This window comes from Microcoleus sp. bin48.metabat.b7b8b9.023, from assembly GCF_013299185.1.
GTDB lineage: Bacteria > Cyanobacteriota > Cyanobacteriia > Cyanobacteriales > Microcoleaceae > Microcoleus.
In genome coordinates this window covers 24,698-51,285 of the sequence record NZ_JAAFKG010000020.1, presented here as the reverse complement: position 1 = coordinate 51,285, position 26,588 = coordinate 24,698, and the positions used below count along the sequence as shown (strand labels likewise).

General features: G+C 45.5%; 24 protein-coding genes and 1 tRNA gene. 17 read left to right on the top strand and 8 right to left on the bottom strand.

Going from position 1 to position 26,588, the window contains the following annotated elements; all coding sequences use genetic code 11:
* Positions 1 to 269: 269 nt before the first annotated feature.
* The 3 genes from QZW82_RS13725 to QZW82_RS13715 all read left to right on the top strand — a co-directional run bounded on the left by QZW82_RS13725 (position 270) and on the right by QZW82_RS13715 (position 6,442).
* On the top strand, positions 270 to 944 hold the full coding sequence (locus tag QZW82_RS13725; RefSeq protein ID WP_293148975.1) for a DNA-binding response regulator: 675 nt from the start codon (positions 270 to 272) through the stop codon (positions 942 to 944).
* Positions 945 to 1,307: 363 nt separating this feature from the next.
* Positions 1,308 to 4,952 (top strand): CHAT domain-containing protein, encoded by a 3,645-nt coding sequence (locus QZW82_RS13720; RefSeq protein WP_293148973.1) that lies wholly within the window; start codon positions 1,308 to 1,310, stop codon positions 4,950 to 4,952.
* Positions 4,949 to 6,442, top strand: coding sequence for a hypothetical protein (locus tag QZW82_RS13715; RefSeq protein ID WP_293148971.1), 1,494 nt, complete (start codon positions 4,949 to 4,951; stop codon positions 6,440 to 6,442). The genes QZW82_RS13720 and QZW82_RS13715 overlap by 4 nt, the downstream gene beginning before the upstream one ends.
* A 186-nt stretch (positions 6,443 to 6,628) precedes the next feature.
* Here QZW82_RS13715 and mazF read toward each other — a convergent pair whose 3' ends face one another.
* From mazF to QZW82_RS13700, 3 genes are all read right to left on the bottom strand, one after another.
* Positions 6,629 to 6,973, bottom strand: a complete 345-nt coding sequence (gene mazF, locus QZW82_RS13710) for an endoribonuclease MazF (protein ID WP_293148970.1) — start codon at positions 6,971 to 6,973, stop codon at positions 6,629 to 6,631.
* A complete protein-coding gene (locus QZW82_RS13705) occupies positions 6,970 to 7,212 on the bottom strand; it encodes an AbrB/MazE/SpoVT family DNA-binding domain-containing protein (protein ID WP_293148968.1) in 243 nt (80 codons plus the stop codon). The genes mazF and QZW82_RS13705 overlap by 4 nt, the downstream gene beginning before the upstream one ends.
* A gap of 235 nt (positions 7,213 to 7,447) precedes the next feature.
* Positions 7,448 to 7,531, bottom strand: a tRNA-Leu gene (locus QZW82_RS13700).
* A 228-nt stretch (positions 7,532 to 7,759) separates the two neighbouring features.
* Here QZW82_RS13700 and accC point away from each other — a divergent pair.
* Positions 7,760 to 9,112: an acetyl-CoA carboxylase biotin carboxylase subunit gene (accC, locus tag QZW82_RS13695; RefSeq protein WP_293148967.1), complete on the top strand. Its 1,353-nt coding sequence runs from the start codon at positions 7,760 to 7,762 to the stop codon at positions 9,110 to 9,112.
* Positions 9,113 to 9,382: 270 nt separating this feature from the next.
* Here the strand turns inward: accC and QZW82_RS13690 are convergent, their stop codons facing one another.
* Positions 9,383 to 9,667: a YggT family protein gene (locus QZW82_RS13690; RefSeq protein ID WP_293148966.1), complete on the bottom strand. Its 285-nt coding sequence runs from the start codon at positions 9,665 to 9,667 to the stop codon at positions 9,383 to 9,385.
* 282 nt (positions 9,668 to 9,949) lie between these two features.
* On the opposite strand from QZW82_RS13690, the gene QZW82_RS13685 reads away from it, so the two are divergent.
* The 6 genes from QZW82_RS13685 (at position 9,950) to QZW82_RS13660 (ending at position 16,770) form a co-directional block, all read left to right on the top strand.
* Positions 9,950 to 10,069 carry a photosystem II reaction center X protein gene (locus QZW82_RS13685; RefSeq protein WP_293148964.1) on the top strand — a complete coding sequence of 40 codons (120 nt, stop codon included), beginning with the start codon at positions 9,950 to 9,952 and terminating at the stop codon, positions 10,067 to 10,069.
* A 292-nt stretch (positions 10,070 to 10,361) separates the two neighbouring features.
* A complete protein-coding gene (locus tag QZW82_RS13680; RefSeq protein ID WP_293148961.1) occupies positions 10,362 to 11,174 on the top strand; it encodes a Ycf66 family protein in 813 nt (270 codons plus the stop codon).
* A 283-nt stretch (positions 11,175 to 11,457) separates the two neighbouring features.
* A complete protein-coding gene (locus tag QZW82_RS13675; protein ID WP_293148959.1) occupies positions 11,458 to 12,891 on the top strand; it encodes a transposase in 1,434 nt (477 codons plus the stop codon).
* Between the two features lie 294 nt (positions 12,892 to 13,185).
* Positions 13,186 to 14,325 (top strand): redoxin domain-containing protein, encoded by a 1,140-nt coding sequence (locus tag QZW82_RS13670; RefSeq protein WP_293148958.1) that lies wholly within the window; start codon positions 13,186 to 13,188, stop codon positions 14,323 to 14,325.
* Positions 14,326 to 14,523: 198 nt separating this feature from the next.
* Positions 14,524 to 15,972 carry a trypsin-like peptidase domain-containing protein gene (locus QZW82_RS13665; protein ID WP_293148956.1) on the top strand — a complete coding sequence of 483 codons (1,449 nt, stop codon included), beginning with the start codon at positions 14,524 to 14,526 and terminating at the stop codon, positions 15,970 to 15,972.
* A gap of 165 nt (positions 15,973 to 16,137) precedes the next feature.
* Entirely contained in the window at positions 16,138 to 16,770 is a 633-nt protein-coding gene (locus QZW82_RS13660; protein ID WP_293148954.1) for a pre-peptidase C-terminal domain-containing protein, read from the top strand.
* A 21-nt stretch (positions 16,771 to 16,791) separates the two neighbouring features.
* Here QZW82_RS13660 and QZW82_RS13655 read toward each other — a convergent pair whose 3' ends face one another.
* The 3 genes from QZW82_RS13655 to QZW82_RS13645 form a co-directional block, all read right to left on the bottom strand.
* On the bottom strand, positions 16,792 to 16,932 hold the full coding sequence (locus QZW82_RS13655; protein WP_293148952.1) for a hypothetical protein: 141 nt from the start codon (positions 16,930 to 16,932) through the stop codon (positions 16,792 to 16,794).
* Positions 16,933 to 17,172: 240 nt separating this feature from the next.
* Positions 17,173 to 17,364 (bottom strand): chlorophyll a/b-binding protein, encoded by a 192-nt coding sequence (locus QZW82_RS13650; protein ID WP_293148950.1) that lies wholly within the window; start codon positions 17,362 to 17,364, stop codon positions 17,173 to 17,175.
* A 228-nt stretch (positions 17,365 to 17,592) separates the two neighbouring features.
* The gene (locus tag QZW82_RS13645; protein WP_293148948.1) at positions 17,593 to 18,609 is read right to left on the bottom strand and encodes a succinate dehydrogenase/fumarate reductase iron-sulfur subunit; all 1,017 of its coding nucleotides are present in this window, start codon (positions 18,607 to 18,609) and stop codon (positions 17,593 to 17,595) included.
* A gap of 239 nt (positions 18,610 to 18,848) precedes the next feature.
* Here QZW82_RS13645 and QZW82_RS13640 point away from each other — a divergent pair, with 239 nt between their 5' ends.
* The gene (locus tag QZW82_RS13640; protein WP_293148946.1) at positions 18,849 to 19,088 is read left to right on the top strand and encodes a hypothetical protein; all 240 of its coding nucleotides are present in this window, start codon (positions 18,849 to 18,851) and stop codon (positions 19,086 to 19,088) included.
* Positions 19,089 to 19,320: 232 nt separating this feature from the next.
* Positions 19,321 to 20,052: a DNA repair protein RadC gene (gene radC, locus QZW82_RS13635; protein WP_293148944.1), complete on the top strand. Its 732-nt coding sequence runs from the start codon at positions 19,321 to 19,323 to the stop codon at positions 20,050 to 20,052.
* Between the two features lie 32 nt (positions 20,053 to 20,084).
* On the opposite strand, the gene QZW82_RS13630 is transcribed toward radC, so the two are convergent.
* On the bottom strand, positions 20,085 to 20,216 hold the full coding sequence (locus QZW82_RS13630) for a hypothetical protein (protein WP_293148943.1): 132 nt from the start codon (positions 20,214 to 20,216) through the stop codon (positions 20,085 to 20,087).
* A 154-nt stretch (positions 20,217 to 20,370) separates the two neighbouring features.
* Here QZW82_RS13630 and QZW82_RS13625 point away from each other — a divergent pair, with 154 nt between their 5' ends.
* The 5 genes from QZW82_RS13625 to QZW82_RS13610 all read left to right on the top strand — a co-directional run bounded on the left by QZW82_RS13625 (position 20,371) and on the right by QZW82_RS13610 (position 26,528).
* Positions 20,371 to 20,715 (top strand): DUF1815 family protein, encoded by a 345-nt coding sequence (locus QZW82_RS13625; protein ID WP_293148941.1) that lies wholly within the window; start codon positions 20,371 to 20,373, stop codon positions 20,713 to 20,715.
* A 941-nt stretch (positions 20,716 to 21,656) separates the two neighbouring features.
* Positions 21,657 to 22,001: a helix-turn-helix domain-containing protein gene (locus tag QZW82_RS32255; protein WP_363318779.1), complete on the top strand. Its 345-nt coding sequence runs from the start codon at positions 21,657 to 21,659 to the stop codon at positions 21,999 to 22,001.
* A gap of 16 nt (positions 22,002 to 22,017) precedes the next feature.
* Positions 22,018 to 22,833, top strand: coding sequence for an RNA-guided endonuclease TnpB family protein (locus QZW82_RS13620; RefSeq protein WP_366665020.1), 816 nt, complete (start codon positions 22,018 to 22,020; stop codon positions 22,831 to 22,833).
* A gap of 79 nt (positions 22,834 to 22,912) precedes the next feature.
* The gene (locus tag QZW82_RS13615) at positions 22,913 to 23,392 is read left to right on the top strand and encodes a DUF4079 domain-containing protein (protein WP_293149068.1); all 480 of its coding nucleotides are present in this window, start codon (positions 22,913 to 22,915) and stop codon (positions 23,390 to 23,392) included.
* Positions 23,393 to 23,876: 484 nt separating this feature from the next.
* Positions 23,877 to 26,528 (top strand): ComEC/Rec2 family competence protein, encoded by a 2,652-nt coding sequence (locus QZW82_RS13610; RefSeq protein WP_293148937.1) that lies wholly within the window; start codon positions 23,877 to 23,879, stop codon positions 26,526 to 26,528.
* The last annotated feature ends 60 nt before the right edge of the window (positions 26,529 to 26,588 follow it).

Sequence of the window (26,588 nt, the reverse complement as noted above, 5' to 3'; positions counted from 1 at the left end):
TGAGGACTTCAGTCCTTCCAATCCAAGAAACCGGGTTTTTACGATTTTTATCGATAATAACGAATAATCTCAAAAAAACCCGGTTTCTCGCCACCCGCGCACCATCTCAGAAACCGGGTTTTTTCCTGAATATTTGCAATGTTACGAAGTTGGTCGCAAAAACCCGGTTTCTCAACCCTCGTCACAAAAGTCAATCTGTACTTTCGTGCGCGATCGCGCTACAATAATCCGCTCAGATCAAACCCAGCCCTGACGGGAGTAGACAAACCATGCAACCCGAACAAGAACAAGAAATTCTCAGCCTGCGCGATCGCCAATTAACGCCCAAACAAATCGCCCGAAAGTTAGGATTGAAAGTATCCGAAGTCAGTACCTTCCTGATATCCCAGGCAGAACAAACAGCCCTCGCTAGCGCCGAAAAAGGAGATTTATTGCCCGTTGCTCAATGTCTCGTGGATGTAAATTTTGCCAATGTCTTGTTGCGAAATGAAACAAATGAAGCGGGCGGTTTGGGTTTAGTGATGGTTACTCGTTCCAAGGGATACAATCGTTTTGTTGCAGCCACTTATTTGATCGACTACTGGTGTTTGGGAGTGAAGGATGCCATGCCGCCGCGTAACTGCAACGATAGCCAATATAAAAATCTCATCGAGAATTCTTACTCGCCGTTTGTGGGATACGAAGAGATTAGTTTAGAGCAAGCACAAGCTTTGGTTTGGGGCGCGATCGCCTATGCCCAAAAATTAGGCTTTAAACCGCATCGCGATTTCGAGGAGTCGAAGGCTCATTTAGGAGAACCAACCAGCGAAATTAGCTTGAAATTCGGTCGCGATGGAAAACCTTATTATATTGAGGGGCCCTACGATGACACAAAGAAAATCATCAATACCCTTAGAAACTCTGTGGGAGACGGTAATTTCGATTACTTGTACGGGATTGGGTAGAAATTGATACGGTTCAGTTAATCCTTAAGAGGTATGAAATCAGCGCTTATATTCCTACCGCGCGCGATCGAATATTTCGATCGCCGTCAAAAAATCTCCTTCAAAATCATTCGCTGTAGGGGCGGGTTCACCAACCATAATCGCCTGAAACAAACAATCTCAAAAACCCGCCCCAACCCAACCAACAATCATCCGGTTTTTGCGATGCGATGCAAATTTCAGGTTGACGTGGGTTATCGGTGGTGTGGGGGCGGGTTTATCTAGATGGTTGGTAATTGTTAGATATTGTTGGTGAACCCGCCCCTACAAAATATCGTAAAATCATGATAAAATAAACATCGGTGTTATTGACAACTCCCCACAATGGACGAAACCCGCGATCGAGCCTACCTCCAATTAATTCACACCCTGCTGAATTGCCCTAACGGTGAAGAAAATCAAATCTTGAATGCAAACTCGGAATTGGTGGATGCTGAGTTAGTGCAAATGATGCTGGTTGTTGCAGCCCAATTGTCGGAAAATAATCAAGAAAATGCGGCTACTTTTTTATTAGAAACGGCAAGTCAAATAGCTAATTTCTTGGGAATGAACGATGACGGAGATAGCGATAATTCTGAAGTTGAAAAACCCCAAGAATATGCAAATTTTATCAGAGAATTATTGCAAGCAGAACAAGATAGCAATAGCGATATAAAAGTAATTTACCCGATGCTGATCGGGCGACAACATCTCCTCAATCACTGTTTTGCCGAGACTTTACAGCAAGTCGCCCAGAAGTTAATTGCCGAACATCCAGAAGCGATTGAGTCAATTGTCGCCACCATTGGAAATTTGAGTATTGATATTAGTAACTTTCCGCTGGGAAGTAGATCGAATAATATTGAAATTGCAATTACTGGTTATGAAATAGTTTTAAATCATCGGGAACCGGGAAGCGAAGATTGGGCAGGGATGCAAAATAATCTGGCAGTTGCTTACTCTGACAGAATCAGAGGAGAGAAAGCACAGAATATCGAAAGCGCAATCTCCTCTTATACTGCCGCATTATCCGTCCGCACCCGCGAAGCCTTTCCAGAAAAATGGGCAGAGACGCAAAATAATCTGGCAAATGCTTACTCGAACAGAATCAAGGGAGACAAAGCAGAGAATATCGAAGGGGCGATCGCATCTTTCAATACTGTATTAGAAGTTTATACACGCGAGGCTTTTCCAGAAAAATGGGCAGGGACGCAAAATAATCTGGGACTTGCCTACTCGAACAGAATCAGGGGAGAGAAAGCAGAGAATATTGAAATGGCGATCGCATCTTTCAATGCTGCATTAGAAATCTACACAGCCGATGCCTTTCCCGAAGATTGGGCGATGACACAAAATAATCTGGCTGCTGCTTACTATGACAGAATCAGAGGAGAAAAAGCAGAGAATATTGAAATGGCGATCGCATCTTACACTGCTGCATTATTCGTCTACACCTGCGATGCTTTCCCCCAAGATTGGGCAGGGACGCAAAATAATCTGGCAAATGCCTACTCGAACAGAATTAGGGAAGAGAAAGCAAAAAATATTGAAGAGGCGATCTCATTGTACAATGCCGCATTATCCGTCCGCACCCGCGAAGCCTTTCCAGAAAAATGGGCAGAGACGCAAAATAATCTCGGAATTGCCTACTCCAACAGAATCAGAGAAGAGAAAGTGGAGAATATTGAAATGGCGATCGCATCTTTCAATGCTGCATTAGAAATCTACACCAGCGATGCCTTTCCGCAAGATTGGGCAATGACGCAAAATAATCTGGCAACTGCCTACTATGACAGAATCCGGGGAGAGAAAGCACAGAATATCGAAAGCGCCATCTCCTTTTACATTGAGACATTAGAAGTCTACACCCTCGATACCTTTCCCCAAAATTGGGCAATGACGCAAAATAATCTGGGACTTACCTACTCGAACAGAATCAGGGGAGAGAAAGCAAAGAATATTGAAATGGCGATCGCATTTTTCGCTGCGGGATTAGAAGTCTACACCCGCAATGCCTTTCCAGAAAACCATGCTGGAACATTGTTTAATTTAGGGATTGCCTATCACAAACTTCCTAACTTGCAGCTAGCTTACAATACTTTTGCTGATGCCATCGATCACATAAATTTTCTCCGAGGTGAAATTTATTCGGGAGATGAGAGCAAACAGAAATTAGCAGAAGAATGGAACCAACTCTATCTGAACATGGTAGAAGTTTGCATTCAACTGCAACGCTACAATGAAGCTGTGGAATATGCCGATCGTTCCAAGGGGCAAAACTTAATAGAGTTGCTATCGGTGAAAGATTTGTATCCCAAAGGTGAAATACCCGACGCATTACGCCGAGAGTTGCAGCAGTTAAGGCTGAGAATTGCCGAAGAAAATCAACGTTTAAAACAAGCTGAAGTCAAAAATTACGACACCATCAACCAACTTCGCCAAGATTTAGCTGCAAAATATCCCTATACACCTCTGAAGTTTGGTGAAATCAAGCAATTAGCCGATGAAAAAACAGCAATTGTAGAATGGTACATTTTGATCGATAGTTTTTGTGCGTTCATCATCACTAATGACGATTCAGAACTACAACTTTTTTCATTTGATAAGTCAGATTTAGAAAAACTAATTGATTGGGGAAATGAATATTTAGGAGATTATGACAGCAACCGTCAACAATGGCAAAATAGCCTAGAAACAAAACTACCTAACCTAGCCCAAATCCTCCACATCGATGAGATAGTCAATGCGATTCCTAAAACCTGCGATAAACTAATCCTAATTCCCCACCGCTACCTCCACCTCCTCCCTCTCCACGCCCTCCCACTTACCAACAACACCGCCAAATATTTAATAGATGCCTTTCCCGGTGGAGTTTCCTACGCCCCTAGTTGCCAAATTCTCCACCAAGTCCAAAAATACGAACGCGGTAAATTCGATAAGTTATTCGCCATTCAAAACCCCACAGATAACTTATTAGCTGCCGAAATGGAAGTAGAAACCATCAAAAATATCTTCCTCAACTCAGAAATTTTAGCTAAAGGAAATGCCAAAAAAGGCGAACCATCAGAGTTAAAATTAGAAATAGCCGAAAAAGCTGCAGACAGCCATCATCTGTTCTTTTCCTGTCACGGTTCCTTCGATCGCAACGATCCACTACAATCTGGTTTAGAACTAGCCGACGGTACTCTCACCCTACAAGAAATCATCTGCTATTTCAACCTCAGTGAATGCAGCCTCGTCACCCTTTCCGCCTGCGAAACCGGACAAGTCCAACTCGACAACACCGACGAATACATCAGCCTCACCAGCGGTTTCCTCCTCGCGGGCTGTCCCAGTTTATACATCAGTTTGTGGTCAGTCAATCCCATTTCTACAGCAATTTTACTGATCAAAACCTACGAAAACCTCTACCACCAACCCGGTAAATTCGCCCTAGCATTAAACCAAGCCCAAATCTGGATGCGAGACACCGACATCCAAGGCTTCCTCGACTGGACAAACCAATGTCACCTCCTAGACAAAAAATGGCGACTAATTTTACAATACTTGCTGAAAAAAGACGCAGAAACTCAAAGAGTTTGTGCTAAAATTTATCAAAACCCATATTATTGGGCTGGCTTCTGTGCGGTGGGTAAAGGAGAGCAAAACATGAGTAATAGCGGCGACAAACTAGAAATATTCCAGCGATTAATTCAATCAGATTTATTTGTTAACTTGAGAGATGCCCTAATTTCTCTCAAAGCCGAACTAACGGACAGTGATGAAAAAAATGTCGAAATTATTGAAAATTGGCTGCAAGATAAGCCAGAAGTCCAGATTCCCTACCTAGCTGAATTGATGAGATATCCTACAGATAAATTACCCAACAAAGGCCGATCGACTACCACACCGGAACAACGAATTCAAATCTTAAAAGACATCATAGAAAATCTTACCGTAGCTGCGGAAAAACCTCCCGAACCAAAGCAAGCTCCGCCGTCTTCTCTATGAAAAACTTTAGTATCAGTGCGTGTTTTTTCCATCTCAATCAGACTTTAGCTGAACCTCTCGATCGACTTTCACCTAAAGCCGATTTAATTTGGGAAAATCTGATTAAGATCGGTGATAAACTGCCTTTCACTGAACTAAAAGATGTGAAATCTCAATTAGTTTGCTATGAGTTCGATGAAGAATCACAGGTTTTCAAACATCAGACAAAAGCCTTAAATTTAATCGATCGATGGTACCTAACCAAAGACCAAAAACCGATAGAACTTGCTGCCATTAACCAAAATGGATTAGCAATTAGCGGGAATTTGCAAGCATTTATATTAAACGATACCTACGCTTTCGATCTCACCTTATCTCCCGCAGAGTGCGATCGAGATATCGCAGCCGCAGACATCGATTTATTTGAACCTAGCAGCCTGTTTTTAGATTTTTCGGAAAACACTCTCGGTGAAACCATCTGGCTTTACGGCGAAACAAACATAGACGAGCCAAAATGTCAATCCGTAGCCGATGAATTGGTCGCGAATCTTCTGAAAAAAACTAACTTTACACCCAGATTAGTCGGTGAAGGTAAATTGCTCGAAGTTCCTTTATTTGAATACGAACTCTACCAGGACGATCGACCCAATAAACTATATCGGATTTTAGTTTGGATCGACAATCGATCGATATCTCCAGATGTCTCATCAGTAATTTACGACTTTTTATTTAGGTCACTTGGAACGCGCCACAAAATAGAATATGCCTACCAACAAGCGCAAGCAAGTTACAGTCAAGCCAGAAAAGTTTACAGCGAACTCGAAGCAAAGATTAAAGAATTCAAGCAAGATGAGCCATTAGAAAAACTGCAAAAAATTCTGGAATCAATGCCCGAACTATCCATGCAGTATCAACGGCAACTCAGAAATTTGCAAGCTCATTATACCACGATCGAAACCAATCAGCGCAACTATCAAACTTACTTGCAAAAATTCTGGCAACCGGGCGATATTCCCACTTGGCAAGAGTTTGGCGAAACTACCTGCAAGCGCTATCTCGACCAAATAGAAACCTACCTCAGTTATATCAAGCCCGGTAAAGATTTGAGCGGCGAATTGATCGATACATTGCGGGGTTTAGTGGCAATAGAACAAGCCAAGTTCGATCGCCAATCACAGATAACTTTACAGGATAAGGAGATAAATGAGAAGAATCGCGATCGAGAATTAGAAAATACGATTCAAGCAGTCGGTACCGGTATCGGCGTCGGAGTCGGCTTTGCGGGAATCTTAGCCGCCGGCTACCCCTTAATCGAAAAACCTTGGGATTTTCCCTCTCCTCAACATCCTGTGTTACCGCCTCATCCCTTCGTTATTGCGGTTGTAGTTAGTTGTTTATGCGGTGGTGGCTTGGGATGGTTGGCTTGGTTTTTCACTAAACGCCACCTCCAGAGTAAATCATCACCTGTGGAGGCAATTTCATCTAGTCGCGAAAGTCTACCTCCCTCTTAATTGATATTTGTGGGCGCATCAAAACCACAGAAACCGGGTTTTTTCCGAAAGCTGGGAGTTGTCGCCAAGTCTGTCGCAAAAACCCGGTTTCTCGCCACCCACCCAAATCTCAGAAACCCGGTTTTTTCCTAAATCTAGGAGTTGTCACCAAGTCTGTCGCAAAAACCCGGTTTCTCGCCACCACTTTTAGAATAACAATGGCTCAATTTTGGTTTGTACCTCCTCAATCACATCTTCAGATACAGACTCAACGAATCGAACACCGCGAACTTTCCAGTCTAGACACTTGATTTGATCTGCAAGAATCACTCCCTGAACTTTTAATCCAATTGGTAAAGCAACTTCAAAAGGATACCCTTTTTGTTGCTTGGTAATAGGCATAAATAAAGCTAAAGAACTTTTCTGATTATAAGCACGAGGCGACAGCACAAAACCAGGTCTAAGTCCTTTTTGTTCGTGTCCCTTAGTGGGGTCAAAGTCTAAATAAACAATATCGCCTCGACTCGGAATGTAGGGATTTGATTGTGTCACCAAACTTCATTCCCCACAGCAACTCCACTATCAATCTCAGTATGAAGATTTTCTGGAGTAATCGCCTCAATCAACTCCTCAAGCGAATACCGCCGACGAGTTATCGGTTCGATCGTCAGCCTACCATCTATCAAGACAAGCTGCACTTGGGAACCTTCCACTAAGTTAATCTCTTTAGCTAAATGCTGTGGAATCCGAACAGCAAGACTGTTTCCCCACTTTGCGATCGTCCCAACCATAGTCCAATCCTCTAGCTAGTAATATTATTCTCAGGACTTCACCCTTGTTTAAGGATGTATATACATAGTGTCTACAGTATAGCAACTAAATCTCAGAAACCGGGTTTTTTCCCAAATCTGGGAGTTGTCACCAAGTCTCTGCCAAAAACCCGGTTTCTCGCCACTCACCCGACGATACTCAATATAAAACAACTGCCAACAGTCAAAACTGCCAGCAGTTGTTTCATATATTCAATGCGGATGGCGAGACTCGAACTCGCAAGGACATAATGCCACACGCACCTCAAGCGTGCGCGTATACCAATTCCGCCACATCCGCTCTTTCTGACAATCTCTGGGATTTTTTGCGTTACGAGTTAAAGATTCACAGGCTGAGGTTCCTGACATTTAACTTGTGACTAGCCCTTTTCGACCACCGATTTAAAACCATAGCACAACTATCACCAAAATGTAAAATAAATTTTTATTAAGAATTTATGGGCAACCATTATCCAGAAGATACCGAAAGGGATTATTCTACAGAATATTGAGTGAATAAGCACCGAAGATGGGGTTCTCGAAAATTTTAATCGCTAATCGGGGGGAAATCGCCCTCCGCATACTACGCACCTGCGAGGAAATGGGGATTGCCACGGTCGCCGTTCACTCCACCGTAGACAAGCACGCCCTGCACGTTCAGTTGGCCGACGAAGCCGTTTGCATCGGCCCCCCCACCAGTAGCAAAAGCTATTTAAACATCCCTAACATTATCTCGGCTGCCCTGACGCGCAACGCCGCAGCGATTCACCCAGGCTATGGCTTCCTCGCCGAAAATGCCCGATTTGCCGAAATCTGCGCGGATCATCAAATTACTTTCATTGGCCCCTCTCCGGCTGCGATGCGGGCGATGGGTGACAAATCTACTGCCAAAGAAACCATGCAGCGGGTGAAAGTCCCCACAGTTCCCGGTAGCGGCGGATTGCTGGCGGACGATCGCGAAGCTTTAGCAATAGCCCGCGACATCGGTTATCCTGTCATAATCAAAGCCACAGCCGGCGGTGGAGGCCGCGGCATGAGGCTAGTCAGAGAAGCATCGGAACTCCCCAAACTATTCTCAGCAGCCCAAGGTGAAGCCGATGCAGCCTTCGGTAATCCCGGAGTCTACCTCGAAAAATTCATCGAAAAACCCCGCCACATCGAAATCCAAATCCTCGCCGACAACTACGGTAACGTCATCCACCTCGGCGAGAGAGATTGTTCGATTCAGCGCCGACACCAGAAACTCTTGGAAGAAGCGCCCAGCCCCGCCCTCAGCCAGAAACTGCGCGATCAAATGGGGCACGCCGCCATTGCCGCAGCTAAATCCATTAATTACACCGGTGCGGGAACTGTGGAATTTTTGCTTGACAAATCGGGCAAGTTCTACTTCATGGAAATGAACACTCGGATTCAGGTAGAACATACTGTGACGGAGATGATTACGGGGCTGGACTTGATCGCGGAACAAATTCGGATCGCCCAAGGTGAAAAGCTGCAAATTAAGCAGAACCAGGTAATTCTCAATGGTCACGCGATCGAGTGTCGGATCAATGCTGAAGACCCCGATCGCAATTTCCGGCCCCATCCCGGCAGAATCACCGGCTTTTTGCCTCCTGGCGGCCCCGGCGTGCGGATGGACTCCCACGTTTACACCGATTACGAAATACCGGCTTACTACGATTCTTTAATTGGTAAATTGATTGTATGGGGGCGCGATCGACCTTCAGCCATCCGCAGGATGAAACGGGCGTTGCGGGAATGCGCCATCACCGGCGTCCCCACCACCCTCAGTTTCCACCAAAAAATCCTCGATTCCCCCGAGTTTCTCAGGGGCGAAGTTTACACGAATTTTGTCGAACAGTTCATGGGCCAAAATGGTTAGTGGTCATTAATCAAACCCTGCCAGCAACAAAGGTACGTAGTTGCGCTTCAGCGCTCCTTATATATGCAAAAGAGCGCTTTCATCGCAACTACGTACCTAGATTTGAGTAACAAATTTTACAGTATTGTGGGATGGGCGTCTCGCCCGTCAAGAAAGGACGGGCGGGACGCCCATCCCACAAAATATGTGTAAATTATTTAATTTGGGTTCCTTGACATATGCAAAAGAGCGCTGAAGCGCAACAACGTACCTTGATGTGAGTAATAAATTTTACATCATCATCGTCAGGATGCCTTGCTGGCCGAGCATCATTTCTCGCAGCAAGCTACAGATGCCCACCCAGATAATCGGCGTAATGTCCACTCCGCCGATCGGCGGTACAATCTTTCTAGTTACGGCTAAAAAAGGTTCCGTCGGCCAAGCAATCAAACTCAACGGTAAACGACTCAGATTCACCTCGGGATACCAAGTCAGAACGATCCGAAAAATAAATAGCAAAGTCATCAATACTAGAACAGAGCCCAGAATCCAACTTGCAACGGTAATACCAGTCATGGGTCTTATCTCGAAAATCTTAAGTTTTGTGAAGTCAGCCTTTCATAATTTTAACCGTTTCACAGGTGCGATCGAACACGATCGGCAGAATTATTCCGGCCTTATACCTTCGGATGGAAAGAGTTAGAGGGTTTGAGGCTGAGAGGTTTAGAGTTTTTCAGGGTAAAAATATTGCTGGTAGCACCACATCCATTGCAAAATCCGTTGCCGAACTTCTCCCTGAGAACTGACTGCTGATAAAATTAATAAAAATCAAATTGTTGTAACAAAGGTCTTGAATTTATGACTCCTTCACTCGCGAACTTTTTGTACAGCCTGCTGGTCGGCGTTTCGCTGGTAGTCATTCCAGCAACCATCGCCCTGATCTTTATCAGCCAAAAAGACAAAATCAAGCGCACCTAAAAAGTCGGCGGGACTTAAGTCAGGCGCTGTAAGTCAATATTCGGCTGCACGTCGGGCATTTTCCGGCTTGTGAAACCTCGGCTACCAGCAACTGTGAAGGCAAAACCTTCGGTTGACGGCCAAGCTGAGGTTTTTTCCCGTTAAACTCATAACTATAAGGTGCGCTTCCCTGTTCTGAAAGCTTCACCGGATGCTGCCCTGTGAAACCACAGTCGGGATAACAGACTGACAGACTTATTGATAGATGTAAAATCTAACTCGCTAACATAGGAAAGAGATAGGAGATAGGCTAATGGTCAATTTAGGATTGAACTTGAGCAGCCTGTTAGGGATCATCCTAGCAGTAGCAGGGGCAGGACTGTACTTTCTGCGATCGTGGCGTCCCAAACTAGCCCGAGACCACGATATTTTTTTTGCAGCCGTGGGCTTGCTCTGTGGCGGTATTCTGTTATTTCAAGGATGGCGGCTTGACCCAATTCTGGCATTCGGTCAATTTTTACTTGCAGGTTCCGCCATATTTTTTGCAGCCGAAAGCATCAAACTGCGGGGAGCGACCACAGCCCAAGCTAAAAGTCGCTCCCAATACGTAGATGAAGAGCGACCAGTCAGCAACGCCTACGCTTACGATGGCTACGATAACGACTTCGACCAGATAGAACCAGAGGAAGACTACCCGCAGCGTCCCCGGATTAGAGGCAGTCAAGAAAATCGTTCCTCGCGGGAAGTCTACGACGATGAGCCCCGCCGCCGTCCCTCGTCGAATCGCAACGGTAGCGCGAACGCATCTCGGGAGTCGATCGATCGCCCTCCCTCGCGCAAACGTCCGGCGCGCCCAGAAGCCCCGCCCGCCCAAGGCTCTGACAACTGGGACGTTTCAGACAACCCCGAAGAAAGACCGGCCCGCAGCAGCCGCAACCGCCCCCCAACTTCGGAAAACCGCAGTTCTGACGCGCCGCCGAGAACCAAAAAACCCCGGCCTTCCGAAGCATCAAGGTCTCGCCCCGGCAACCGCGAGATAGAAGCACCGCCATCAGACTACGTGGAGTATCGCCCCGTAGAATACCCGGAAGACCAACCGGATAGTTCCCCCAATTTCGACAAATAGACAAAGATAAGTAGGTGGGTTAAACTAAACATTTCTCGCGCGATCGAGACAAATATTAACTGCCAGCCGAGAAGTCCCTCGGTATATTCAGAGGGGATGAATCTGAGCGTTAAGCGAAGTACCCCGAATGAATTACCGGAGGGATGAAAGGCTCGTCGGATGGAGGAACGGAAGCCGACAATTAAGCTTAGCCACGATGAATTAGTCTTCGGGGGCGTCTTGATTTTCAATGTACTTCCTAAGTGCTAAAACTGTGAGCAGGTCGAAAAAAAAGGAAGTTTCTATGCAACTGACGTACAAATACCGCCTCAAGCCCACAAAAACCCAATTGGTAACGATTGCGACTCACCTAGAACTATGCCGCCGTCAGTACAACTACCGATTGAGCGAAAGATTTATATGGTGGGAAGCAACGAGAACACCCGTCAACTCTTGCCCTTTAACTGCATCCATAGTACCTGTTGACGAGATTTATCAAAATATTCCCTTGACCAGAGTGCAAACTAGGGATGGCAGAAAGAAGGATGAGTCAGGCAATCCTGTAACCAGGAAAGGTGATGTTTTTTCAAACATTGAAGGCGGATATGTGCAGTGGCAAACCATCCAGTTAGCCGATCTAAAAAACATTAAGAAGCTGTTTCCTGACTACAAAGTTTTGAATTCTCAAGTTTTGCAGGATGTGGTCAACCGAGTGGAAACTTCCTTCTCAAATTTCACCACGCCCGACAAAAATGGCAATCGTAGAGGCAAGCCTCGGTTTAAAGGATTCCATTACTACAAATCTTTCACTTATCCCCAATTAGATAATTTAGATATTATCAAGGATCAGCAAAATAGGATTTGTATTAACCTTGCCAAAATAGGTCAAATACCGATGGCATTCCATCGTCCAATACCTACAGGATTCACGGTTAAGACGGGGACAGTTATCAAAGGAGCAGACGGGTGGTATATTGCCCTGACGCTAGAAGATAAGACGGTTCCCGTGACGGTTGCCGAAATTCAACCGACTGATGAAAACACTCTTGGTATTGACTTGGGAATTACCAATTACGCTTACCTTTCTAATGGCGAAAGGATTGAAAATCCTAGGTTCTTGAGGAAATCTGCCGAGAAATTAGCTCATCTTCAGGCGAAACTAGCGTCGAGAGTTAAAGGTTCTAAGCCTTGGAAAATTATCAAAGACAAAATTTCTAAGCTGCATCAATTTGTAGCCTTAGCGAGACTTGATTTTCAATTCAAAACAGCACATGAGTTGTTTGGCAAATGCGATGTTTTAGTGGTTGAAGATTTGAGTCTCAAGAATCTAACTAGATGTGCCAAACCCAAGACTGAGATTGAAAACGGTAGTCTGGTTTATCTGCCAAACGGTCAAGCGGCTAAAAGTGGCTTGAATAAATCAATACTTGATGCTGCTCACGGTCAATTTGCCAACGTCCTCAAGTATGTCGCCTGGAAATTGGGTAAAATCGTTTTGTTTGTCGATCCGAAGGGAACTTCCCAGCATTGTTGGCATTGCCTCAACAAAGTTCCGAAAGAATTATCCCAGCGGTGGCATTCTTGTCAGTGCGGCGAGTCTTTGGATCGAGATGAAAATTCGGCCAAACTTATCAAGAAAATTGGTCTGAATCACGAAAGTGGCGGGGGAACTCCGTCACTCAAAAAAGCCTTTGCAAAAAAGGAAAAAGAAGCCTGCGGTCTAACTGTACTCAGTTGACCGTCAGGTTTGTTCACGTTGCGTTTATTGATGCCCATCTACTTATTCTCAGATCTTAGAATGTTTAAATAACTAAAGTAGTGAAAAAAGCTAATAAAAACAATCTTGAAATATATTTAATAGTATTCCTATAAATAATCCTTATGAGGTTTGTAGTGAGGACTTTAGTCCTTCTCATATTTGCGGACGAAGGTCATCACTACAAATCTTTGCGATCGCACAAAATACAAATTCTGGAACTAACCCAAAGTACAATAGTCTAAAATCTAAAATCTAAAATCTAAAATCATCAATATGCCCTTACTGGAAATAGGAGACCCGGCTCCTTGGTTTTCGATTGCTTCGAGCAATAACCCCTTATTTCATTTCTCGACGGTTGGCGGCCGACGAGTCGTGCTGTTTTTCTTTGCTAGCGCAGCTTTTGAACAAATCCAAGTTATCCTCAAAAACTTTCAAGAGCTTTCAGAAGAATTCAAGACTTTGCAAGTACCGCTGTTCGGAGTGAGCGTTGATGCAGCAGACAAAGAACAAAACAGAGCCACACTAATTGCTCCGTCATTCATCTTTTTCTGGGATTTCGACAAAAAACTCAGCCAGCAGTACGCTGTTTCCCAAAATGTTGAAGAAAATGGAGTTGGAGGAGTTCAATATGCCCCCCAAACTTTTGTTCTCAACGAAAACCTTCAGGTAATTAACATTTTACCCATTGGCGAGCCACACCAACACGCTCAGCAAGTGTTGGATTTTATGAAAACTTTGCCCCCAATTGAGGAAGCCCGAGCCGCCACTCGCCACGCCCCGGTGTTGGTAATTCCTAACGTTTTGGACAAAGCATCTTGTCGCAGTTTGATCGATATATACAAGGCTGACGGCGGCACTCCCTCAGGTTTTATGAGGCAAATAGACGGGAAAACTGTTGGCATTCACGATGATAATTTCAAGAAACGTCGAGATTTATTTATTGAAAACCCGAATTTGCAGCGACAATTGAGTGCGATTATTCTGCGTAGGGTGGTACCGGAAGTACAAAAAGCTTTCCAGTTTAAAATTACTCGGTTTGAACGGTATTTAATAGCTTGTTACGATGCCCAAAGTGGCGGTTATTTTCATCCACACCGCGACAATACGAGCAAAGGTACGGTACACCGCAGGTTTGCGATGACTTTGAATTTGAATGTGGGGGAGTACACGGGGGGATTTTTGCGGTTTCCGGAGTACGCGCCGCACGGTTATAAAGGAGATTCTGGCACGGCGATTATTTTTTCGTGTTCTTTGCTGCACGAAGCGACGGCGATGATTAGCGGTGAGCGTTTTGCTTTGCTGTCTTTTTTCTATGGCGATGAGGATGCTGTGGTGCGGGACGCTAATCTTAAGTATATTGTCGATCGCCCGCCAGAAGATTCGAGAATTGCCGAAACTGCTGGCTTATCTTAGTTTTGCAACCAAACTCTGGCCCTATAAGTCGATCGACTTACCGAAAACTCAGCAGCAGGCGAAATCTTAAAGCAATCTCAAGCTTTAATTTATCCATACCCTTCTCCAAGTCCTAAAATAATTACAGGTCATAGTTAGCAGTTGACCCGAACACCTAACTGCTAACTGCCGATCGTTAAAAAATACTAATTCACGATCATGAATTTCAAACTTCTAAGTTTAGCGGTATCAGGAATTTTCATAGTTGGGGTTGCAGCCAGGGCTGCTGCGGTTGTTAAGGTGCCCCCCGGACAGCAGAAGGCAAATTTAGCGGAATTTAACTCGGTGCCTCGGACAGGCCCGATCGCCGAAAATGCCGAAGAACAAACGAATATTCGGGTATACGAAAAAGCCAGTCCGGCGGTTGTTACCGTCGATACAGCTAAATCTAACGGTAGCGGCACAATTATCAGCCCCGACGGCATGGTGTTAACCAACGCTCACGTTGTTTCTGCCGGCGGTACCGTAAATATAATTTTGTCAGACGGTAGAAAACTGGTCGCGGATGTCGTTGGATTCGGCGAAGAAGGTTTAGACTTAGCGGTGGTGAAGATTCGCGGTCAAAACAATTTGCCCACAATTCCTTTAGCCCGTGCCGGTTCGGTGAAAGTCGGACAACAAGCATTTGCGATCGGCAATCCTTTCGGTCGATTTCAAGGTACTTTTACAGTCGGAATTGTCAGCCGCATCGACGCAGCCCGTGGCTTAATTCAAACTGACGCGGCCATCAATCCCGGTAATTCCGGCGGCCCGCTACTTAATAGTTCTGGAGAATTAATTGGCGTCAATACTTCTATTTTTACTCGCGGCCAGGGCGGAGGCAATATCGGTATCGGTTTTGCAATTGTCATAGACAAAGTGCCAGCTTTCTTGAGTGCGGTGCGAGAAGGGCGAGCTCCCCGCGTTGCTCAAAGGCGATCGCCCTTTGGCAACAAATCACCTCAAAAAGTTGCGTTAAACGGGCCCGCCGTCACAGGCAAACTTACCGACAAGTCTAGCATTCTGCCCGCAGACAACAGCTTTTTTGACCTCTACTCCTTTGAGGGAAAAGCGGGACAGCAAATCACAATAGAAATGAAAAGTCAAGAGATAGACCCTTATTTAATTTTGCTCGGCCCCAACGAGCGCGAAATCGCGCAAGATGATAACGGAGCGGGCAATAAAAACGCCCGAATTACAGTCAGGCTCCCAGCAGATGGCACTTACACGTTGCTGGCAAATTCCAACGAAGCTAGGCAGTTGGGGGCTTATACGTTAGAACTGAAAGCGAGTGCTCCTAGCGCACCTTCTCGGGCGATTTTGCAAGAAGAAGGCGCTTTAGTCGCAGGTGGCCCGGTATTGCCTTCTGATAACAGTCTGTATCGCGAGTATACTTTTGAAGGTCGATCGGGTCAGTCTGTCAGCATTTCCCTGGAAAGTACAGATTTCGATCCCTATGTGGCTATCTTTGACCCTAACGGCAAATTAGTGGCAGAAAATGACGATGCGAGCGATTCGAGCAAAAATGCGTTTCTGAGCGTTACTTTGCCAGCTACGGGTCGCTACCGCGTGATTGTCAATGCTTATGATGCTTCAGGTCGGGGTCGTTACAATCTAACTATCCGCTAAAAGTTGGTAATTGGTAATTGGTGATTAGTGATTGGCAGTTAAAACGTTCTTCATTCTCATAACTAACAACTAACAACTGACTATTGACAACTGCCACAGGTCAACTGCCACAGGTCAACTGTCAACTGTCAACTGTCAACTGTCAACTGACTATCGAGGTAATTCATGGGTCAAATTAGATTTTGGGCGATCGCGCCAATTGCTCTACTAGCTATTTTTTCTGGGAAACCGACTCTCTCCGTACCAGTGTCAAATTTAGGTGGAGTTACCAACAGCATTTCCCCGATCCTTTCAGCAGAATTTCCTCAAAATGTACATAATGCGAGTCAAGCGGGCAAGGCTGTTTTAGCTCAAGCAAGCCCCAACCCGTCGCCTTCCGGGCCGCCAACTCCAAAGCCCTCGTCAACTCAGACCCCAACTGTACAACCTTCGCCAAGTCCTGATGGGCGATCGTCTAAAATCATTTTAGAGCAAAAGGGAGAACTCACAACTTCTAAGTCTTCGGTACTGCCCTCGGACAGCAGTTTGTACGATGAGTACACCTTTGAAGGCACTCAGGGTCAGAAAGTGGTTGTCAATGTAGAAAGTAGCGAGTTTGATACTTATCTGGCTGTCCTCAACTCCCAGGGCGAGCTACTGGGAGAAAATGATGATGTCACGCAGCAAAATTCCAATTCTGAGCTAACTCTTACCTTGTCTGCAAGCGGTCGCTACCGAGTAGTTGTCAATGCTTACGATCCACCTCCAAAAGGTAGAGGTAAGTACAGTTTGATTATCCGTGAAGTGACTGGAAATTAGTTTGATATCGTATCCGATCGATTAACCGCAATCAGATAAGTTCGTAGTCCGCACTACAAACTGCAAAATGCTGCGGACTGAAGTCCGCACTACAAACTGCAAAATGCTGCGGACTGAAGTCCGCACTACAAACTGTTCTTGTGATGGTAATTGACCGGACATGATATGAACGCAACTTCGGAGTCAGGACACGGCATTGCCGTGTCTTGATAATTTTAGGACGATCGCACTACAAGCAACTACTATTAACTTTTGTAAATTCATCGGTTTGTCTGCAATTATCAATGTTTTTAAACTGCATCTATAATTCGACACACTGTATTGTAAATATCTATTAAAATTAGAAGGAAAGCGAAAAAATGATATTTTTTCAACTTTCATTCTGGATTGATTTACATGAATTTAACGGAGACCCAGCCAGGTAAAAAAATCCTGGCGGGTGAAAAACTCTAGCAGCAAAAGTCCCACGAATCCCACCATTGCAAATCGTCCGTTGATTTGTTCGGCGTAGGCATTCCAACCAAATGCAGGTTCTGGTTTTTTGGGGGATTCAGGAGTTGGCGGTGTTGGAGACGGAGGAGTTTTAGCAGCCATTTCTAAGTTTGAATTTTTGAGTTTTGAGTTGAGATTTTTGAGTGCAAGCCGGCAATGACTTTTTTAGTATTGGACGCACATCGAGACCAGAAACCGGGTTGCTTCGCAGCTCTATAGTTGAGAATCTTAGATTTTGCCCAGAAACCCGGTTTCTTTCCATCAGTCCTATTTTTCCCTCGCCGTGCCGATCGCACAATCTTTAATTTATCCGAAAATGACAGCCGATCGCTAATCTGCCGACTTTTCTAAATTTTGCACCGATTCGATCAAATCTCGCACGGTTTCGGTACCTTCAGAAGGCTCAAAGGACAAGGGGAATTTGCCGCGGGCGAGCATTCTTAAACCCAACGGGCCCAGACTCAGCAAACCTTGAACGTCGCGGAAGTAGTTTCCGACTACTTCGATGCCAAATTTGCGCTCGTCTATCCAGCCACCTTCTTTGACGAGATTAATTAAGACTTTGCGGTGGCGGATCGATCGGCTGGCTTGGTCGTCTTTGCGATCGAGAATCTCCTGTTTGATCTTACCAATTTGATCCATCGGCGCCACTTCCATCGGACAAACCGAGTTGCAGTAGTAACAGCGAGTGCAGCCCCAGACGCCTGCGGTTCCTTCGTTGTACTTTTCGAGCCGATTTTCGGTTTCGCTGTCGCGGGAATCGGCGATCGTCCGGTAAGCTTTGGCGAGGGCGTGGGGGCCGACAAAATCCGGGTTGACTTCCCGAGCGTTGCACTCAGAATAGCACGCGCCGCAGAGGATGCAGTTACCAGTTTGGTCGAGTTTCGATCGCTCTTCGGGAGTTTGCAGAAATTCGCGTTCGGGAATTGCTCGCGAGGCGGTGCTGACATAGGGTTCAACAGCTTCCAGGTTGTCCCAAAAACTGGTCATGTCAACCACCAAATCTTTAATTACCGGCATATTTCCCATGGGCGCGACGGTAATTTCTGGGATGAAATCGGCAGGCTGTTGTGCTGAACTTGAATTAGCTATTTTTTGCAATCTCGCAAGTTCGCTACCGACATTTTCTTTGCAAGCTAAAGCCGAACGCCCGTTAATTCGCATCGAACAACTGCCGCAAATTGTATTGCGGCAATTTTTGCGAAAAGCTAAAGTGCCGTCTTGTTCCCACTTGATGCTGTTGAGGCAGTCTAGGATGGTATTGCTCTCATCCACGTCTAGGGTGTAAGTATGTACGCGGGGAGCCTCATTTTGATTTTGGCGGACTACGTTAAAACGGACTTGCATATTTTGAGTAAAGAATTTAGTTTCTATTTTAAGCTAGATTTTCTGGCGACATAAAAAGACATTTATTTTTTAACAACTAGCTAAAGCATGAGATTTAAGCAGCTTGATTATTGTTTGAGAAACGGCAATAATCCTTAAGTTATAAATCATCAATCGCAACTGTTTTCAGCGGATTTTTTAGCTGATAATTGGATAAACAAGTGATCGATCGGTGCAGTTGGCGAAGGAGGAGGTGCCTGATGTCCAGCTTGTTTGTTTTAACTTTCATGTTTTCAACGCCAGCATTTTGTCTGGGCTTGGTAAATCCTCAATGGGTGGGACTGGCAACTCGCAAGCTATCTGTGGCTGTTTACGGCGTTTTGACGATCGCTTCGTTTGTATCGGTTGGCTTGGTAGCACCTAAGCAGCCGCAGCCTGTTTCTTCGCTGCTGACCTCGATAGAATGGCAAGAATCTAGGCCGATCGCTTCTTGGCGATAAATGAGGGAGTGCTTTAATAGCATAGTTACGAGCAATTTTACCTGTTAGAGGTAGCTTTGATCGGCTCGATCGAGATAAAGACTCGATCGACAATCGAAACGCTGCGTTAGATTTGCACGCGCCAACAGCCTCGGTTAATAATTTAGCTGTTTTGGGCGATCGTACTGATTTCAAGAAGCACGATCATCGGCTAAGATGATTTAATTGTTGAGCTTGCGGTGCCAGTGCATCTATGACTTACAGCTTAAGAATTGTGGATTTGCCGAGTAGCGAACGGCCGCGGGAACGGCTGATGGCCGGCGGCCCGAAAAGTTTAGCGACTGCGGAATTGATTGCTATTCTACTGGGTACTGGTCAGGGCCCCGGCAAACTTTCGGCTGTCGGACTCGGACAGTATATTTTAAATCAGTTGAGCTTGCACCAGCGCGATCCTCTGGGTGTACTGCGGAGCATTAGCGTCCAGGAGTTGACCCAGATTCACGGGATTGGCCCAGCCAAGGCTACTTCGATTTTGGCTGCGGTGGAATTGGGAAAACGAGTGTTTCAGTCGCGGCCGCCAGATATGGCCGTAGTGGACTCTCCACAAGCTGCTGCGGATGCTCTCAGTCAGGATTTGATGTGGCAGTCTCAGGAACGTTTTGCTGTGGTGCTGCTGGATGTCAAAAATCGGCTGCTGGGTACTCAAGTAATTACGATCGGCACAGCTACCGAAACTTTAGCTCACCCGAGGGATATTTTTCGGGAAGTGATCCGCCTTGGCGCAACGCGGGCGATTATCTCGCACAATCACCCCTCGGGGAATGTCGAGCCGAGCCCGGAGGACATAGCTTTGACACGGCAGTTGCTTGCTGGAGCGCAGTTTTTGTCGATTCCGCTGCTCGACCATTTGATTTTGGGAAATGGCGATTTTCGGAGCTTGCGGCAGACTACGACACTTTGGGATGAGTATCCCCAAGGCGATTGAACTACTATACTTAACTAACTTCATTGCTATCATTAGTTATTTGTATCTTTGGGCTGTTCGAGGGCTGAATCAGCCGTCACAGCACAAGTTTTTTCGGGGCCAGAGTCTCGGATTAGATAGTGTTTGAGGTTAATGTCGCTGCTGATACTTAGTTGCGATCGCAACTCGGTTAATCTAGTAAAGGTAGGCTGAAGAGGTCGCTAATTCGATTTTTTTTCAGCATACTAAACGTATACTGAACCAGCACCTAGATACTCAATTCTTAAGAAATTATGAAATTGGGTGTAAAATATACGGCGTGGTGATAGGAGAAAAACTGTGTTTCTGAGACTTGCAGAACAACACCGTAAATTCGTCCAAGATTTGGTCATGAACCTCCAGGCTTTGGCGATCGTGCTAGAGCGTCGAGGTTATCTGGCATCCTGCTACACTTGCGGGGGTCAGATGAACAGTGCCTCATTTATGGTCAGTTTGACGGACAACCATCTGATTCGATTTTTAGTGTCAGATTACGGTATCACATGGACTGAGATGCGGGACGATCGCGAACTGATGAAACTAGAAGGTGCAGAGGCGATTAGTCAGTTACAAGAACTGGCAAATCTCGTAAAGTACCAAATCCAACCTTCGGAAGCTACTTTGGCGACGGCGCAGCGAGTTTAGCAATTGCACGGTTCCGAGGAAAGCGGCAGCGAAAGTCGGTGTTTGCCACCTGCAACCAAATCCCCAACGAGTTAGTTGAGAGGAACAGGTTGCACAGCAATGGCAGCTCAATAGACAAGGCGAATTTCAGGGTGCTTTTAGACACTCATTTTAGCCGTCAGTCGATCGAAGTCTGCCAGGGCCGACAGCAGTCATGCTATATGACGCGATATCAATGGTGCTTTTAACATTCAGTTAAAAGCTTTGACAGATACCGCAACATCTGACATGAAAGTTTCATTTCAGATTGTGCCACAGACAGAAAACTCCGGCATCAGCCTGATTTTCCTGGTTTAAAGGTATCTGTATACTTTATGCAAAAAGTGTCTAACTTGGAACCTCTAGTTTTTTGGCAGCAGTTGATTCTGTCTTAAGAGCGATTCGCCAAAAGTAAAAGTGCTAATGCTCGTCGCCTGCGATGTTAATTTCTCACTTTGACATTCAAAAGTCAAGGCATTGAAATTAACTATGAGCAGGCAGGTAAAATTTAACATCCAGAGTGAGGATGAGGCTGTGAAGATTGGGCGAAAAGCCGCCCCAGGGTGGATATGCGGACGAATTGCGTTTATTTTTGCTTTTCGATTTAGCTGATAAGGCTCAAAATTAACTTAAAACAGCATCACTGCTGTAAAAAATCTCACAGCCGGCTTTAGCCGGCTAAGTTTTGTCTGAATTTAAGCTTCTGCGTGATGTTTGGCTGTTGTACCACAAGTCTCAGTCATCAGTCAGTCAACGGTCAACGGTCAACGGTCAACGGTCAACGGTCAACTGTTTTTTGAAGTGCGCGATCGCAGTTGCTACTAATATCTTATCAAAAAAATAGGCTTAAAACCCCGTCTTTTAAGACGGCTTTGCATTTAGGCTGTCCTGTGTTACCATAGTATCACTGGTTTGGTAAAAAAATGTTAAAAGCCTTCAAGTACAGAATCTATCCGACAAGTGAGCAATCAGTTTTGCTTGCCAAGTCGTTTGGATGTACTAGATGGTTCTATAACTATGCCCTCAACTTAACGTCTGAAACTTACAAGCAAACGGGGAAGGGGTTAAGCAGAAATGAAATAATCAAACTTCTACCCTCCATGAAGAAAGAGTATGAGTGGTTGGCTGAAGCACCATCACAAGTCCTTCAGCAAGCTGCTTTAAATCTTTCTAGTGCTTTCCTGAACTTCTTCGAGGGTAGGGCTAAATATCCCAACTTCAAAAAGAAACAAAATAGACAGTCTATTAGATTTCCTCTCTTGTTGTGAATTAAAAGATGATACATTGAAACTGCCTAAGATTGGTGATGTTCGTTGTAAAGTCTCACGACAACCAGAGGGTACTCTAAAGTCTGTTACGGTTTCAGTTAATCCATCGGGGGAATACTTGGCGGCCTGCCTCTATGATAACGGCAAAGACTTACCTGAGAAATCAACAGAAGGAAAAGCCATTGGCATAGACGTGGGACTAACTCACTATGCTGTTACATCCGATGGAACCAAACATGGGAATCCCAAATACTATCGAAAGTATGAAAAGAAATTAGCGAAGAGACAAAAGCAATTAAGTCATAAGCTTAAAGGGTCTGGCAACCGCAACAAAGCTAGGGTTAAAGTGGCCAAAGTTCACGCGAAGATAGTTCGGTGTCGCGAAGATTTTTTACACAAACTAAGTCGTAAATTAGTTGGCGAAAACCAAGTCATAGTTGTAGAGAATCTAGCAGTTAGAAACATGGTGAAAAACCACAAACTGGCTAAATCTATTAGTGATGCTGGTTGGGGACAATTCTGCACCATGTTGAACTACAAAGCCCAGTGGGCAGGAAAAACCTACATCGAAGTAGATAGGTTCTATCCAAGTTCTAAGACTTGTAATAACTGTTTAAATCGCGTGGATAGCTTGAGTTTGGATATTCGTAGTTGGCAATGTCCTAAATGTGGGGAAAACCATGATAGAGATATTAATGCTGCTAAGAATATTCTATATGAAGGTTTACGAATTTTGACGGTAGGGCATACCGTTACTGCTTCGGGAGGGAGAGTAAGACCAAGTAAAGGCACTGCTTTTACAAGGCATCTCCCTGTGAACGAAGAATCCTAGCCCTTTGGGGCGGGGAATGTCAAAATATCTTAATAATTTTTCTCAAAATATTTATCCCCAAGCTTGGAGTCAGAATCAAATGGTAAATTTAAGCGAACTTCTAGAACCCATCGCCAGCCAATTTCGCAGTCTCGGAATTCCCGAACCAATTACCCATTGGGGACATCCTGTAATGATGGGAATCGTGGTTGTGGCCATGGGTAGCTTCGTTGGATATACGGGATGGCAAGGACGTTTGGCCGCCGATAAGGATGTCGCGCTCAAAAGTCGAGCGGATCACCGCAAGCTAGCACCGTGGATGTTTCTGTTTCTAGCTTTGGGCTACACAGGCGGCTTGCTGTCGCTGGTAATGCAGCACAAGCCTGTTATGGAAAGCCCGCACTTTTGGACTGGTTCGGGAGTGCTGGTTTTGCTCGCTGTTGGTAGCCTGATTTCGCTGACAGGTTTTGGAGGCAATAAGCTGGCACTGCGGGCGGTTCACGCTTATTTGGGCACAACTGCCCTGGCACTTATGGTGCTGCACGCGGCTTTCGGTTTAAAATTAGGTCTGTCTATTTAAGGTAATATCAGTCTGTAGTTCTTCAGATGAGTTCCGATCCCCCCTAACCCACTTAAAAAAAGGGGGGACAAGAGACGCAAAGTGTCTCTTAACACCAGGAGCAGGACTGGAGCGCTTAAAGTCAACTCCTACTGCCATTTTTAAGGAGGATTTAGGGGAATGGAGACCAATAATCAAAGGGAAATATCTGGTTTTCAGCTTAATCTGTGCGGTTTGGAAAAGTAAAACAAACTATATTTGCGATCGCACAAATTGCCGATCTTAGTAACTACCAAGACAGTCAGGACGTTATTAAATTGCAGGAATGATTGATTCTATTGATTTCAATCTGCCTGATGACAGTTGTAGGCGCAGTGGATGGTGCGGGCCTGCCCTCTCCGTTGACAGTTGACAATCAATTACCGATTGCCAATGACTAATAACGTTCGCGAGCGGGGACGCTCGCACTTCTGACTGATGACTAATGACTTATTCAATAGTTTTTATGAATCAAGTAACGGGTGTCATTTTCTGTCTTGCCTACATTGTGGGATTGATTTCTACAGGAGTTTCTTGGGGTAGGTACGCGATATTTGCTTTAGGAATAGCGGTCGCAGTCGCCATGCCTAAATTGTTGTTAAAGCATACAAGGAACTCTTTCAAAACCACTAATAAAAGACGCAGCAGAACTAAAGAAAATGGTCTGGAGGAACCCTTAGAAACGAGGGAAAAATTGAGTTTGCTTGAGATGCTGCCGAGAGCAAAATGTGTGTGGGCTGTCGCGGGTTCGATCGCATTTTTGGCTAGCATTTATTTTGCAATTCGATCGCCCCAACCGGCAATGAATGACATCAGCAAACTGATTCCCGTTGGCGGAAACACTCAAGAAGTGGCGGTGACAGTTCGCGGTAGACTGGCTAGTACGCCCCGATTAACTCGATCGGGTCGATCGCAATTTTGGCTGGACACGGATGCAGTTAGCGAAATCAACGGCGGCGAAGGAGGAGTAGTCGTCAACCGCCCAGTATCCGGCAAACTCTACGTTACAGTGCCGCTGCTGCAAGCAACGGGCTTGTACGCCGACAATACAGTCGCAGTTGTGGGCTCGTTGTACAAACCGCAGCCGCCGTCAAATCCAGGGGGTTTTGATTTTCAAGCATATTTAGCCAGAGAAGGGGCTTTTGCAGGACTCAAAGGGCGTCAGATTGACTGGAAGAGAGAAAATGCGATCGCGGATGTCAATCGACTTAACACCAAAATGGGTGCTTTCTGGGAGTCAACCGGGATGCAGCCGTCGCCAATTCAAGCGATGCGGATGCGGATTGTGCGATCGCAAGTATCGCAGTTGAGTGTTCCCGAAGGGCCGTTGATTAGTGCGATCGCCCTGGGCAAACAAGCAGTTGATTTACCTTACAACATCCGCGACTCTTTTGTGCAGGCTGGATTGGCCCACGCGATCGCAGCTTCGGGTACTCAAGTTTCGATGGTTTTGGGTTTAGTTTTAGCTTTAACCAGGCGTTTTTCCAAACAATTACAATTTGGTTTTGGCGTCGGTGCTTTATTTTTGCTCGTGGGATTAACAGGCTTTGAAGCTTCAATCTGCCGCGCCGCTTTAATGGGATTTGGTACACTATTTGCTTTGGTACTAAGTCGCGAAGTTAAGCCCTTGGGATTGCTGTTAATCGCTGCTACTATTTTACTGCTAGTTAATCCTTTGTGGATTTGGGATTTAGGTTTTCAACTGAGTTTTTTGGCAACTTTGGGATTAGTGGTGACAGCGCCGCCGCTGATGGCAAAGTTCGACTGGATGCCGCCTGCGATCGCTTCAATTCTGGTGGTTCCCATCGCCGCTTCAGTTTGGGTGCTACCGCTGCTACTTTACGTTTTTAGTGTGGTATCACCTTACAGCATTTTAGTCAATATTATTGCGGCTCCTTTACTGTGGATTTTGAGTATTGGCGGGATGATTAGCGCCTTGGCTGGATTGATTTTTCCACCGGCTGGGAGTGTGTTAGCGCAATTGCTTGACTATCCGGCAAAGGGGTTAATTGCGATCGCCGAATATTTCTCGCAATTGCCCGGTAATTCAGTAGCTGTCGGTCAAGTATCGGTGTTTCAGCTAATCGCGCTTTACAGTTTAATCTGCTGGGTTTGGCTGGGGGGAAGTTCGGCAACGAGCAATGTGCGGGATGTAACGGATGTAACGGATAGAAGGAAAAAGTCCGAGGGAAAAGGGAAACAGGAAGATAGGAGAGGGAAACAGGAATTAGGAAAAGGCAAGAATCAAGGAAATGGGAGAGGGAAGAAAGGGAAAAGCCGAGTTTTTGCGTTGCGGATTTCTTCGGCTTGGATTTTACCGCTGGCGCTGATGGCGGGAATTAGTATCATAGTTTTACCAGCTTGGCACGTTCAAGCATCTTTGTTTCAAGTTACTTTACTGGCGACGACATCTGATGAACCAGTTTTAGTGATTCAAGATAAGGGAAAAGTGGCGCTAATTAATACTGGTGATGAAAATACGGTGAGGTTTACAGTATTGCCTTTTTTGCAGCAGCAAGGAATTAATTCTGTAAATTTTGCGATCGCCACTCACGGTCATTTAGGTTTGAGCGGCGGTTGGGGAAAATTATTACAACGCTTGCCAATTAAAACGTTTTATGATAACAACGCTCCCAAACAAATTAACCGCGGCAGCAATCAGGAATTTATAACGGCTGTGCAATCTCGCCAAGGCGTTTACTTTCCTTTAGAAACTGACAGCAAAATTGATCTGGGTTTGACGCGGTTGCAGTTCGTGGATGCCGAAATCCCGGTGGTAGAATTGCTGGTGGGCGAGCGTACTTGGTTGCTTGTCGGTGAAATGACACCAGAAGCGCAAAGTATGTTATCAAAGAGATTAGCAGCCACGGGAACATTGAAGCGGGTAGAAGTGCTTTGGTGGTCGGGAAAAACCCTGACAGCGGAGTTATTGGGTGCAGTTCGGCCGCAAGTGGCGATCGCATCTGCGGACGAAATCGACCCAGAAACCGCCGCCCAACTGCGCCAAAGCAAAACCCAGATTTTCTGGACAGGGCGCGACGGAGCTCTTCAGTGGACGCCAGCAGGGGGATTTAAGACGACTCTGGAATCGGAAGAAAATCAAACTTCTTTTCTGTAAGGATTTACAATGTGGCGCATAGTGCGGTAAAATACTTTTAGCTCGCATCCCAAGTTTATT

Bases quoted from the DNA above. Each gene is read 5' to 3' on its own strand.
- QZW82_RS13725 (WP_293148975.1), top strand. From the start codon at position 270: ATGCAACCCGAACAAGAACAAGAAATTCTCAGCCTGCGCGATCGCCAA.
- radC (WP_293148944.1), top strand. From the start codon at position 19,321: ATGACTTACAGCTTAAGAATTGTGGATTTGCCGAGTAGCGAACGGCCG.
- QZW82_RS13650 (WP_293148950.1), bottom strand. From the start codon at position 17,364: ATGGCTGCTAAAACTCCTCCGTCTCCAACACCGCCAACTCCTGAATCC.
- QZW82_RS13685 (WP_293148964.1), top strand. From the start codon at position 9,950: ATGACTCCTTCACTCGCGAACTTTTTGTACAGCCTGCTGGTCGGCGTT.
- QZW82_RS13705 (WP_293148968.1), bottom strand. From the start codon at position 7,212: ATGGTTGGGACGATCGCAAAGTGGGGAAACAGTCTTGCTGTTCGGATT.
- QZW82_RS13640 (WP_293148946.1), top strand. From the start codon at position 18,849: ATGTCCAGCTTGTTTGTTTTAACTTTCATGTTTTCAACGCCAGCATTT.
- QZW82_RS13720 (WP_293148973.1), top strand. From the start codon at position 1,308: ATGGACGAAACCCGCGATCGAGCCTACCTCCAATTAATTCACACCCTG.
- QZW82_RS13675 (WP_293148959.1), top strand. From the start codon at position 11,458: ATGCAACTGACGTACAAATACCGCCTCAAGCCCACAAAAACCCAATTG.
- QZW82_RS13660 (WP_293148954.1), top strand. From the start codon at position 16,138: ATGGGTCAAATTAGATTTTGGGCGATCGCGCCAATTGCTCTACTAGCT.
- QZW82_RS13610 (WP_293148937.1), top strand. From the start codon at position 23,877: ATGAATCAAGTAACGGGTGTCATTTTCTGTCTTGCCTACATTGTGGGA.
- QZW82_RS13670 (WP_293148958.1), top strand. From the start codon at position 13,186: ATGCCCTTACTGGAAATAGGAGACCCGGCTCCTTGGTTTTCGATTGCT.
- accC (WP_293148967.1), top strand. From the start codon at position 7,760: ATGGGGTTCTCGAAAATTTTAATCGCTAATCGGGGGGAAATCGCCCTC.
- QZW82_RS32255 (WP_363318779.1), top strand. From the start codon at position 21,657: ATGTTAAAAGCCTTCAAGTACAGAATCTATCCGACAAGTGAGCAATCA.
- QZW82_RS13690 (WP_293148966.1), bottom strand. From the start codon at position 9,667: ATGACTGGTATTACCGTTGCAAGTTGGATTCTGGGCTCTGTTCTAGTA.
- QZW82_RS13615 (WP_293149068.1), top strand. From the start codon at position 22,913: ATGGTAAATTTAAGCGAACTTCTAGAACCCATCGCCAGCCAATTTCGC.
- QZW82_RS13655 (WP_293148952.1), bottom strand. From the start codon at position 16,932: ATGTCCGGTCAATTACCATCACAAGAACAGTTTGTAGTGCGGACTTCA.
- QZW82_RS13680 (WP_293148961.1), top strand. From the start codon at position 10,362: ATGGTCAATTTAGGATTGAACTTGAGCAGCCTGTTAGGGATCATCCTA.
- QZW82_RS13645 (WP_293148948.1), bottom strand. From the start codon at position 18,609: ATGCAAGTCCGTTTTAACGTAGTCCGCCAAAATCAAAATGAGGCTCCC.
- QZW82_RS13665 (WP_293148956.1), top strand. From the start codon at position 14,524: ATGAATTTCAAACTTCTAAGTTTAGCGGTATCAGGAATTTTCATAGTT.
- QZW82_RS13715 (WP_293148971.1), top strand. From the start codon at position 4,949: ATGAAAAACTTTAGTATCAGTGCGTGTTTTTTCCATCTCAATCAGACT.